Origin of the sequence: Kangiella taiwanensis (assembly GCF_020005165.1) — a bacterium.
In the GTDB taxonomy this organism is placed as follows: domain Bacteria; phylum Pseudomonadota; class Gammaproteobacteria; order Enterobacterales; family Kangiellaceae; genus Kangiella; species Kangiella taiwanensis.
On the sequence record NZ_JAHCLT010000004.1, the window covers coordinates 1 to 11541 of the forward strand.

General features: G+C 42.8%; 8 protein-coding genes and 4 tRNA genes. 2 read left to right on the top strand and 10 right to left on the bottom strand.

Features of this window, described 5'->3' with window-relative positions; genetic code table 11:
* The 8 genes from KFK88_RS11760 to murB all read right to left on the bottom strand — a co-directional run.
* Window positions 1-124: GTP-binding protein (locus KFK88_RS11760; protein ID WP_263296467.1), on the bottom strand; the 124-nt coding region annotated here is incomplete at its 3' end.
* A 151-nt stretch (window positions 125-275) separates the two neighbouring features.
* A tRNA-Thr gene (locus KFK88_RS11765) sits at window positions 276-351 on the bottom strand.
* A gap of 4 nt (window positions 352-355) precedes the next feature.
* Window positions 356-429, bottom strand: a tRNA-Gly gene (locus KFK88_RS11770).
* Between the two features lie 168 nt (window positions 430-597).
* Window positions 598-681, bottom strand: a tRNA-Tyr gene (locus KFK88_RS11775).
* Between the two features lie 159 nt (window positions 682-840).
* Window positions 841-916, bottom strand: a tRNA-Thr gene (locus KFK88_RS11780).
* A gap of 144 nt (window positions 917-1060) precedes the next feature.
* Window positions 1061-1873, bottom strand: a complete 813-nt coding sequence (locus tag KFK88_RS11785) for a type III pantothenate kinase (protein ID WP_223579989.1) — start codon at window positions 1871-1873, stop codon at window positions 1061-1063.
* A 2-nt stretch (window positions 1874-1875) separates the two neighbouring features.
* On the bottom strand, window positions 1876-2844 hold the full coding sequence (gene birA / locus KFK88_RS11790) for a bifunctional biotin--[acetyl-CoA-carboxylase] ligase/biotin operon repressor BirA (RefSeq protein ID WP_223579991.1): 969 nt from the start codon (window positions 2842-2844) through the stop codon (window positions 1876-1878).
* 3 nt (window positions 2845-2847) lie between these two features.
* Entirely contained in the window at window positions 2848-3873 is a 1026-nt protein-coding gene (murB, locus tag KFK88_RS11795; protein WP_223579993.1) for a UDP-N-acetylmuramate dehydrogenase, read from the bottom strand.
* Between the two features lie 177 nt (window positions 3874-4050).
* Here murB and KFK88_RS11800 point away from each other — a divergent pair, with 177 nt between their 5' ends.
* Window positions 4051-5355: a metal-dependent hydrolase family protein gene (locus tag KFK88_RS11800; RefSeq protein WP_223579995.1), complete on the top strand. Its 1305-nt coding sequence runs from the start codon at window positions 4051-4053 to the stop codon at window positions 5353-5355.
* A 73-nt stretch (window positions 5356-5428) separates the two neighbouring features.
* On the opposite strand, the gene KFK88_RS11805 is transcribed toward KFK88_RS11800, so the two are convergent.
* Complete coding sequence (locus tag KFK88_RS11805) at window positions 5429-5869, bottom strand: hypothetical protein (RefSeq protein ID WP_223579997.1); 441 nt, start codon at window positions 5867-5869, stop codon at window positions 5429-5431.
* A gap of 250 nt (window positions 5870-6119) precedes the next feature.
* Between KFK88_RS11805 and KFK88_RS11810 the strand changes: the two genes are divergently transcribed.
* Entirely contained in the window at window positions 6120-7904 is a 1785-nt protein-coding gene (locus KFK88_RS11810) for a DEAD/DEAH box helicase (protein WP_223580000.1), read from the top strand.
* A 44-nt stretch (window positions 7905-7948) separates the two neighbouring features.
* Here KFK88_RS11810 and KFK88_RS11815 read toward each other — a convergent pair whose 3' ends face one another.
* Window positions 7949-11236, bottom strand: a complete 3288-nt coding sequence (locus tag KFK88_RS11815) for a hypothetical protein (protein ID WP_223580003.1) — start codon at window positions 11234-11236, stop codon at window positions 7949-7951.
* Between the last annotated feature and the right edge of the window lie 305 nt (window positions 11237-11541).

An 11541-nucleotide genomic window follows, 5' to 3' on the forward strand; every position in this document is an offset into this window, starting at 1 on the left:
CACCGTACACGTCTGCTAGTACTGTACAAATCGCCGCCGTCAAAGTAGTTTTACCATGGTCTACGTGACCAATCGTTCCTACGTTTACGTGCGGCTTATTACGTTCAAATTTCTCTTTAGCCATTTTAAGCCTCCCGGAATTTCCGCGTTTTAAGTTCCAATATTAAAACGGGTGTCACCGGGTTGTACGTCAAAATAGGCGTACTAGCACCCTCGCACCCTAAAAAATTGCCAAACCTGCTCGAAATATCAAAAACCAACAAGAGTGACAAACCTGGTGCCGATAAGCAGATTTGAACTGCTGACCTCTCCCTTACCAAGGGAGTGCTCTACCTACTGAGCTATATCGGCAATTTGGAGCGGGTAGCGGGAATCGAACCCGCATCATCAGCTTGGAAGGCTGAGGTTCTACCGTTGAACTATACCCGCGCTCAACTGATTACCGTATCTCTATAATGCCACCGAGTAAACCAGTAAGTTTACGCACGCACCAAGAACGATATTCGCCTAATTGACAGTAGATGCACATTAGGCTTTCACCCAGCCACTCTTCTTCACTTTTCAGTGACTTAGAGCATTTGGCAGGATGAAGAAATTTGGTGGAGGGGGAAGGATTCGAACCTTCGAAGCTTTCGCGTCAGATTTACAGTCTGATCCCTTTGGCCGCTCGGGAACCCCTCCAAGATTTGAACATCATCGTTGCTCAAAGCGAGCGCGCATGATGCCAATTTACTGGAGAAAATGCAAGTACTTATCTTGGCAATGAGTCTTAGTAAAGAATCTCAATAAGAACTGATACTTACATTTAAAAAGGGTTGCTACTGCAACCCCTTAAAATAATGGTGCCGACTGCCGGAATCGAACTGGCGACCTACTGATTACAAGTCAGTTGCTCTACCTACTGAGCTAAGTCGGCGTCTCAATCAACATCTTTTTGAAGTCCTTCAAGGCGATGTCGTTAAGTGGGCGGAATTTTAGCGATCTGATTTCGCTTTGGCAATGCTTTTTTCAACTTTTTTTGGGGTTTAGGGCATTTTTTTTCACTAGACGCCTAAATTGTTTAATTATTCATCGAAAACCAGTGACTTAGACCTTCCAAAACCAAGTTTGGCTGAATAATCACCTCATGCTTTAGTTTTAACTCTCTAATCGCCTGCTGCAAATACCCAGAGATTAACTCACGGTCGCCACCGGTTACATAGATTCGCAACTCATTACTCGCTCCTTGTCCAGATAAGGCCTTTACCACTTGGTAACAATAGCCTTTGAGCATCGTTTCTGCCCCCAACGACACAGCAGCGGAGGTGTTCTCACCAAACAAGTCCCCTTTCAATTCGCTATCATGTTCAGCGCTCCAAGCGATACCTCCGGTTTCTCCAAGCAAGCTCTGTTGTAACAGTCGATGACCAGCGACAATATGCCCACCTCGGTGCTTACCATCAGAACAGACCCAATCAGTCGTTAAGGCTGTTCCCGCATCCATCACCACAAATCCCTCTGAGGAGCGCTCGAAGCCGGCGATCATTGCTAACCAACGGTCTACACCCAGTGCTTTAGGGCTATCGTAACTATTCGTCATTTTCCTTAATGTTTGAGACACATAAACTTCGGCTGACTCAGCAAATTCTGGTGTCATATTAAGAGTAGTCTGACACAGTGCCTCGAACCATAACTTTCGCTCTTGGCTAGCGACGCTGCTGACGCAAACTCGTTGTATTTGCTTGTCTTTAAATGCTTCTAACTCACGTTTCCATGTTGATGGTTCGAAGTCATCGTTACTCCAGTAGCCACTAACAGAGTCTTCTAAAATACCTAAGCTAGGAGTAAGTACATACTTACAGCGGCTGTTCCCTTGATCGAGTAACAAGTACATGATTAATCCTCGTCTCTAAAACGCAAGCTCACTTCACCCGCATAAATCGGCTTAATGCCTTTCCCTGTTTGCAGAAGGAAGGCTCCGTTTGAATCAACGCCTGCACCAATACCGTTCACCACATCATCATTCTGTATAATTGCGACTTTTTTATTGAAACACTCGTCAACACGACTCCATTGCTCAGTAAACGCATCGAAACCATGCTCAGCAAACTGCTCAAGCGACTTCTGTAGTTCTTGGATGACAGCAGTTAGAACGTCTTGGCGACTGATGTTAGGTTTCAGCTCTTGTAAGTTTATCCATTCCTGCTCGATCGAGCTTGCAGCCCCATTTGCCATATGCACATTAAGCCCAACGCCAATGATGACATTCAAGCCACCGACCATATCACCCGAAAGTTCGACTAAAATGCCGCCGAGCTTACGGCCTTGGTATCTAACATCATTGGGCCACTTGACTTCGACCCCTGTCACACCAAGCTTCTCTAATGCACTCACAATCGACAAGCCGACCACGAGACTGAGCCCCCCTAGCTGTTGGACAGGAAGCTGCGTTTTCCACCCTAGTGACCAATAAAGGTTGCTGGCGATTGGTGACACCCACTTCCGGCCCCGTCGGCCACGCCCTGCGGACTGGTATTCGGCCACGACCAATTTGTTATGAGCAAAACCCTCACCCTTAAGCGCTTCGTTGGTCGAGTCTGTCATCAGCCTCAGATCCAACTGTTGAAGCTTCAGCGTTTTATCTAGCTCATCGCTGGACAATAGCTCAACAGGATACTCCAAACAGTAACCTCTCCCGGTCACTGACTCGATGCCAAGCCCTAAATCTTGTAGTTGTTGGATTAATTTCCACACATAAGCACGAGTCACATCAAGCTTATCGGCAATCGCCTGGCCGGAATAAAAGCCACCCTGCGACAATATCTGAATAATTTCGACTAACTGCTGTTCTTTTTGTGATGCCATGAGTTATCGACTCGCCTCAAAAACGTGCTGCTCTCCAATGATCCAAACCTCTGGCTCTAATGCCACACCAAACTTCTCATTGACCGTGTCTTTGACGTGACCAGCCAACTCCAGTATCTCTTCTCCAGTGGCCTGTCCATGATTGACCATGACCAAGGCCTGCTGTTGGTGCACGCCAGCATCACCTCTTCGATAACCCTTGAGCCCACTCTGATCAATTAACCAACCAGCCGCTAGCTTTACCGAAGACTCGCTGATCGGGTAAGCCACAATGTCTGGAAACTGCGCTTTGAGTTTCTGAAACACTTCCGCATCAACCACTGGGTTCTTAAAAAATGAACCCGCATTGCCCAAAGTCTCTGGGTCTGGGAGTTTGCTTTGACGAATTGAGATGACTGCTTTACTGACGTCTTTTGCGCTTACGCTATCAGTCGAAGCCGCTAACTCCTTTAATGGGCCGTAAGTCAGTACTAACTGTTGTTTTTTTGAAAGCCTTAGCGTGACATCAGTAATGATGTATTTCCCACGATATTCACGTTTGAAAATACTGTCGCGATAACCAAACTCACATTCAGCATGGCCAAATTCACGTTTTTCACCACTGAACAAGTCTACAGCACTGAGAGAAACGAATAACTGCTCCAACTCAACACCATAAGCACCGATATTTTGAATTGGGGCAGCGCCAACGTTTCCAGGGATAAGCGAAAGATTTTCCAGACCTGAATATCCGTTATCAAGCGAATCAAGTACTAGGGCGTGCCAGTTGACCCCAGCACCGGCGGTGACAAAAACATCATTTCCCTCTTCCCTATAGCTAATACCTTCTATATCTGCCTTGAGGAATGTTAAGGGGATGTGGCCTATTAATAACACATTACTACCGCCGCCTAAGACGAAAAACTTCTCAGGCGGAATCGGCATACCCGCCAACCAATCCTGGATCGACTGTTCGGAACTAAAACGGAACAAACTGTCACATGTGGCCTCTACGCCAAAGGTATTAAAAGCAGCTAATGACTGCGCCATAAGGCAGGTATCCTAGAACATGGTAAATCTGACTCGCATTGTAGCAGAAGACGCCTGAATTACTATTTGCTATAAACGCGCGAACCTTAAAACGCGTTTCTTCAAAGCTACATTTGCCAGCAACCGCCTTAACAGTTAGATTATGCAAACCATCATAACAACGTATAAGAGGCACTCATGACATTTACCTCACCAATGAAACTGATGACGATTGCATCTGTCATTGGCTTAACAGCCTTATCCAACACCGCTTCTGCATTTTCTGACCAACCCAATACCACTTGGTTACACTGTGGCAATGTGGTTGACACAACAGAAGGCGAAGTGCTCGGTCAACGATTTATCAAAGTCCAGAATAACACCATTGAGCAAGTGACAAGCGAACGTCCTGTTAACGTTGAACTTGTCGATCTTAGTGATAAAACCTGTTTGCCTGGGTTAATGGACATGCATGTTCACCTTGATGGTGAAATGAATCCAAAGTCCTATATCGACGGTTTTACATTGAATCCCGCCGACCTCGCCTATCGCGCCCAAGACTTTGGCAAGAAAACCTTGATGGCAGGCTTTACTACCGTGCGCAACCCTGGCGATTCGTATAATGTCACAATTTCATTGCGTAACGCCATACGCCAAGGGCTTGTCGATGGTCCTCGTATTTATTCTGCGGGTAAGTCTCTAGCCACAACGGGCGGCCACGCCGATCCAACGAACGGTACCAATGCAGCTCTTATGGGCGATCCTGGCCCGAAAGAAGGTGTGGTAAATAGTGTTGAAGGTGCCAGAAAGGCGGTTCGTCAACGCTATAAAGAAGGCGCAGACTTTATTAAAATCACAGCCACTGGCGGCGTCTTGAGTCTCGCGAAAAGCGGTCAAAACCCTCAGTTCACCGAAGAAGAACTACGCTCAGTGATTGAAACGGCAAATGACTACGGCATGCATGTCGCGGCACACGCTCATGGCGACGAAGGTATGTTGCGTGCGGTTAATGCAGGAATTACCAGTATCGAGCATGGTACTTACATGTCAGAAGACGTCATGAAAGCCATGAAAAAGAAAGGTACTTATTATGTGCCAACGATCATTGCCGGTAAGTTTGTCGCGGAAAAGGCAGAAATTGATGGTTTCTTCCCTGAAATCGTGCGCCCTAAAGCTCGAGCCGTAGGCCCTCAAATTCAAAACACCTTCGCTAAAGCCTATGACTATGGCGTGAAAATTGCTTTTGGTACTGATAGTGGTGTTTCGGCGCATGGCGACAACGCCAAAGAGTTTCAATACATGGTCGAAGCAGGTATGCCAGCCATGGAAGCGATTCAAAGTGCAACGGTAACCACCGCAGAGCTTCTAAAGAACGATAAAATTGGTGTCATTAAAGCGGGTAACCTAGCCGATATTATCGCTGTCGAAGGCAACCCTATTGACGACATTACGTTATTGCAAAATGTCACTTTCGTTATGAAAGACGGTAAAATCTACAAGTAATTACCCAACAATAGTTCAACGTGCAGGGCCAGTGCTCTGCACGTTTTTTTGAAGATACGAAAGAGTAAGTAAGTTAATAACGGAAGGTTTGCACACCTTGAGCACACCCAATTGCCGCTCGATTAGCGTCTTTGATTTTTATTGTGCGATAGACACGATAATCATCAACCCTTGGACACAAGAACTCAATTTTTGCCATGCTCTCACTAACCGAATGAATTTTGTAAAAGTCTGTTGTGCGAGCCACTGTTTGAAGGTTCCCTTTTAAACTAACGACGACATCTGTGTCTTTAGCAATGATCGTAGTGCTACTCACCGCCCAACCAGCATTTGTCATTTGCCGAGTGTAAGCCGCTAAGTCATCTTCTACACCCTTAACCGTGGAAAGCTCCCAGTCAGGTTTTGCGATCACTAGCCACTTCATTCCACCGCCTTTTTCAATCGCAATGACTTCGTTTTGCTGCCAGCAAGCACTCACCAACCCCAATAATACTCCCAAAATCACTAAGCGCATATTATTTCCTTTTATAGATAGTGTATTGAAATACCAAGCTTTTTAACTACTTTATACTATTTTCAGCAAAGTTTTTCTAATAATGCTAACGTTCTGACATATTTACGCGTATAATCGCAGCCTCGAAGCAATGGTCACATGCACTTCCTTTCCTAGTTCTGTGCATTAAGTTGTGGTTTTAGTTGGGTTTTATCAGTTGACCGACGCTTCGCCGAGCATTCCGCTCGACATGCAAATTTAAGGTATTCTGATGACATCTAAAGACACCCCTACCAGCTTTTCAGAGCTGGAACTCGCGCCTGCGGTATTGAAAGCTATTCAAGAAGTAGGTTACGAACAGCCATCCCCTATCCAACAGGCTAGTATCCCTGTTTTATTAACCGGTCGAGACATCATAGGTCAGGCCCAAACGGGTACGGGTAAAACCGCTGCTTTCGCATTACCGTTACTTTCGAAGATAGACCCTAAAGATCGTACAACTCAAGTTTTAGTGTTAGCGCCAACACGTGAGCTCGCACTCCAGGTTGCCGAAGCTTGCCAAACGTATGCCAAGCATATGGATCAATTTACGATCTTACCGATTTATGGTGGACAGCGTTATGACACACAATTACGCCAATTAAAACGTGGCGCACAAGTTGTCGTCGGTACACCTGGCCGTGTTATGGACCATATTCGTCGTGGCACATTAAAGCTTGATAACCTTAAAGCCTTAGTTTTAGACGAAGCTGATGAAATGCTTCGCATGGGCTTTATCGATGATGTTGAGTGGATCTTGGGGCATACTCCCGAAGAACGCCAAATCGCACTATTTTCCGCCACAATGCCAAATCAGATTCGTAAAGTTGCTGAAAAGCACCTTAACAATCCTGAGCATATTAAGATTGAAACTAAAACCTCGACCGCTAAAACCATTAGCCAACGCTATTGGTTCGTCAGCGGCTTGCACAAACTGGATGCATTGACACGAATTCTTGAAACAGAAGAGTTCGATGGCATGATCATTTTTGTACGCACCAAAACAGCCACCATGGAGTTGGCTGAAAAACTCAATGCACGCGGTTTCCGTGCTGATGCCTTAAATGGCGATATTGCACAAAACACTCGTGAAAAAATTGTCGATAAACTCAAACGAGGCAAAATTGATGTCTTGCTAGCAACTGACGTTGCAGCTCGAGGCCTTGATGTAGAGCGCATTAGCCACGTTATCAACTATGACATTCCTTACGATACGGAATCTTACGTTCACCGTATTGGCCGTACCGGTCGTGCTGGTCGTGAAGGTAACGCAATCTTGTTTGTAGCGCATCGTGAAAAGCGTATGCTTAAGGCCATTGAGCGCGCGACGAATCAGCCAATTGAAGAAATGCATTTGCCAACGGTTGCCGATATTAATGAGCAACGTGTTGAGCGCTTTGTACAAAAGATTAGCGATACACTAGCAACCAGTGACCTAGACTTTTACTTAGATATCATTAACAAGTACGTCGAAAACAATGATCAAGATTGGCCCCAGCTAGCAGCCGCTTTAGCTAAAATGGCAGCTGGTGATGAGCTATTGTTAAAAGAGAAGCCTCGCAAAGAACGTCGCGAGCGAGATAGTCGCGATTGGGATGATGATCGCGACTCACGTCGCAAGAACAAACGCGACCGAAAAGAACGTCCCCGTCGTGAAAACACGTTTTCTCCTCACGCCCAGCCTCTCGCGGAACATCCTGATGTCGAAATGGAACGATATCGTATCGAGCTTGGCCGCAATGACGACGTTAAAGTCGGAAGCATTGTCGGCGCTATCGCTAACGAAGCCGACATTGACAGTGAGTATATAGGACGAATCGACTTATTCGACGAGTTCACAACAGTCGATCTGCCATCAGGCATGCCTAAAGAAGTACAGAAAATTCTTAGCGGAGCCCGCGTCGCAGGCAAACCGATGAAACTTGCCCCAATTGGTAAACAAGAAGGTGGCTCGTCAAAACCGCAGTCCAAGTCAAAAGACAAACCAAAAGGCAAAAAGCGTAAGCCTAAGTCTTAATAAAGTATGGCTCCACTAAAAAGGCCTCATAAGAGGCCTTTTTTTTATTTGTAATATCGTCTAGCTGTGAAGGCTAGTAACAACATGCTCAGCAACCAAACAGGTGTTGAACCACCGCCTCCACCGGAACTTCCACCGCCATCATTTGGAGAGCCTCCACCAGAACCATCCTTATTCGAAACTGTCGGATCTGTACCATCTTGATACTCTTGATAGTTCGTTCTACCGTCATTATCAGGGTCTAAATCTCGGTCTTCATCCGATAAAGGGTCTAATCCATACCTGTGTTCCCAAGAATCTGGCATGCCGTCATTGTCATCGTCTGCGTCTGCGTTGTCTCCGATACCGTCATAATCATTATCATTATTTTCACCTGCATCAAATGGAAACTGATCTTCTGAGTTAATAAAACCATCATCATCGGTGTCAACTAAATGTAAATCATACTCTAAGGGATTAGAACCATAAGAAAGCTCCTGCTGGTCAGTTAATCCATCCCCATCAGTGTCAGAGTCTATAGGGTTTAAACGTAGAAGATATTCATCTATGTTGCTCACGCCATCACTATCGGCATCGAGGATTCCATCAGTCGAGTCAAGAGAGTTCAAGCCTAGGGCCATCTCGTAATTATCATCAATTCCATCCGAGTCGGTATCAACTATATCTCTCTTCAATATAAAAACTTCTCTGCCTAAACTTTGCTCTTCAGCGTCTAAAAGAAAATAGTGATTATTTTTACTAATAGTTGAATAAATGAAGCCATCAACTGTAGCTACATGCTCAAGTTCAAGGTTAATATTAAATTTTACTAGAACGCTGCGACTAGTTTCAGGTGAATTTCGTTCTAATGAAAGGTAGCAAATACCATTGTCACATTCAAAATAGTTTGTCTGTGATAATGGACTGTAGTTCTCAGAACTTGGAACTTTTGTTTCTTTAAGATAGTTAAAGTCTTTATCTAATACGAGTAATCTTTTATCTTCTGTTATGCTTACATAGTAGTTACCCACCTTTTGTATTTTCACAATACTGTTAGGTTCGAGACTCACTTCCGATATAGATCCTTCACTGTGATTAAATTTATATAAGTACTTATCGCCATTACCTGAAGTCTGACCTAGGCCAATCATATTAAACAAACTAAACTTACTAGAGCTGGCGAGTAACTTTACATCGGTTTTATATCCATTATACAACCTATAAGGTTCGCCTGCTTTCTCAATGTTATAAATGTAAAAGTCTCCCATATCGTCATCTTGTGCAGTGGATATCAACACCGTACTATTTTTACTTCCGAATGAGAGATCAATACACCCACTTTCACAGTTAATTTCAAATTGATGAACCATCCTGGTTCCTTTTAGATTACCAAATTCATATGTACCCTGAGGTGACTCTCCATACAGTAAGAGATACTCCTTGTACGGTATAAAATCATCAAAGTTTCCCTCTATCAGCATTTCATCTCTTCCATAGATACTATTTTTTACAAGGTTTATACGAGAATTGGGGCCACTGCTTACAAAATGAATAAAAGCGCCTTGGTGAACCTTAAAATTTGGGGCAAAACCAAAGTCTATTAGTTGCAGATCCCCTGTTTTTAAATTAAGCGCAAATGGAAAGTAAGTAGCTAAATCATTCATCCAGCCAAAATCATAATGTTCATGCATTAGGATATGGAGATATAAGTAATGGTTGTCTAATGCTATAAGTTTCGCGTCAAAGTTAAGATAACTAGACTTGATATCAGAGTCATCATACTTTGTTGGACCAGTCATATCATATGACATAAGCTCATGCCCCATAGCGTATAAGCTACGATACAATACAAAAGTACGGTTAGAGTTTGACAGATATGTAAACTCGGAATCACCGTTACTTAGTTCTTTGTTAAAATCTTCTAGCAATGTAGATTCATTTTCTAGACAAGAGACTTTGTGCGGCTCAACACCATGGTCGTTCGACTCAGCAAACACATATTGCCCACTATTGTCATGTAGCTTAGAGACGAACTTAAAGTTATCAATAACGTTGCTTTGCTCAACCACTTCAGAGTGCGTGTTTACCTTATTACAGGTTGTTAGAAGCGGGTTAAACCGGCCGGTACCAGCTTCTTGAAACATAGTTTCTAGTAACATCAAATTTTGATTTTCTTTATATAAATACACCCAAAAACTGCCGCTAGATTGAGTTTCTTTCTTAGAAATTATTTTAAAACCTTCTTGTAAATTTACTTCAATAATACTGGTGTATTTTTCTGCTGATCCTTCTCCATATGTTGTACCCAAAATATAATAACTACCTAAGTGTGCGATAACATCACTTTGCTTATGTAACGGATGACGACCAAAGATAAACGAAGATTTAATACTAGCAAACTTGCTATCGTTAATATTCTTATATAAAAACTTGTTCTCGTGTGCTGTTTGTAAAAGTATAAGCTTATTAGATACAACTTGTGGTTTAAGGTTGTAAACCTCTCCTGCTGAACTTACAAAGCCCTCATACTCTAAACGAACTGAGATACCATCTGTACTGTATATGTCATAAACACTGAAACCGCCTATTACAGTATTAGGTATTATTTTATTGAAGTAGCCTCTACCATTAAATGTCCCTAGATAAAGAATAAAACCAGGCTTATCCAACAACACAGTCGATTCTCCAGTTCCAGTATCAGCCCTCATTACCCTTTCTGTATTAAATTCGTAGTAAATGTAATTGTTGTTTACAGCAAAAGAATGCTTTTCGCTTATGGAAGGAATTGAAGAGTCCATTTTGACTGAGGTATTTCTAAACTCATTAGTTGTTGTATTGTAAACACTAAAACTATTAGATTTTGGCTGTATTAGAATCTCTTCATTATTAATATTAAAGAGGGTTGGGTAAGAACTTCTAAACTGTGGGACGCTGGTTATATCTACTTCTGTTACCATGCTTACTTCATCAGTAACAATATTTACCGTCCAAACTATGATACTGCCATCAAAGTTACTTCCTTGCTGAATAAAAAGATAAAGCAAGTTGTCTTTTAAGATCATCCCTCTATATTGCCTTTTATACACTTTATTCAAAGGTTCTAATACAGAAGCATTGTTGTTTTGTTTATCTATAACTGAAAGTACTTCGACACGCCCGTAGCTAATATCGTTGCTTGTTTTCATAAAGCTATATACTTTAGTATCAGTTAAGATTGGCTTTAGAGCGTGATGCTCTGTGGGGACGGAGTCACTGTTTTCGACTATATTATTGTAATCATGTAAAAGCCTAAGCTCAGCAGACAGAATGGTTGTCGACCAAAATAATAAAATCAAAATGATAATTCGCTTCATTAAGGCTCCTTTAATTTTTAATTGTTATATCCAAATAATGAGTTTACTGAATCAGACTATATAAATGAATAGGCGTAATTCTTAATTTATCTAGCATTGGAAGATTATTTATGCATGGCGGTTAGACTGGTTAACTCTAAATATCCAGTTATTACAGCTTAACCACACCACTTTTGTACTTTTGGTATTGTTTGCTGCATAAAGACTCCCATAAAATCCTCAAATAATTATACAGAAAGATAACGATAAAGATATGAGAATAGAGGCCATTTGCATACTGACATAACGCTATACAAACATGACCC

Coding starts and splice junctions, on each gene's coding strand:
- KFK88_RS11785 (WP_223579989.1), bottom strand. CDS start 1,873: ATGTACTTGTTACTCGATCAAGGGAACAGCCGCTGTAAGTATGTACTT.
- birA (WP_223579991.1), bottom strand. CDS start 2,844: ATGGCATCACAAAAAGAACAGCAGTTAGTCGAAATTATTCAGATATTG.
- murB (WP_223579993.1), bottom strand. CDS start 3,873: ATGGCGCAGTCATTAGCTGCTTTTAATACCTTTGGCGTAGAGGCCACA.
- KFK88_RS11800 (WP_223579995.1), top strand. CDS start 4,051: ATGACATTTACCTCACCAATGAAACTGATGACGATTGCATCTGTCATT.
- KFK88_RS11805 (WP_223579997.1), bottom strand. CDS start 5,869: ATGCGCTTAGTGATTTTGGGAGTATTATTGGGGTTGGTGAGTGCTTGC.
- KFK88_RS11810 (WP_223580000.1), top strand. CDS start 6,120: ATGACATCTAAAGACACCCCTACCAGCTTTTCAGAGCTGGAACTCGCG.
- KFK88_RS11815 (WP_223580003.1), bottom strand. CDS start 11,236: ATGAAGCGAATTATCATTTTGATTTTATTATTTTGGTCGACAACCATT.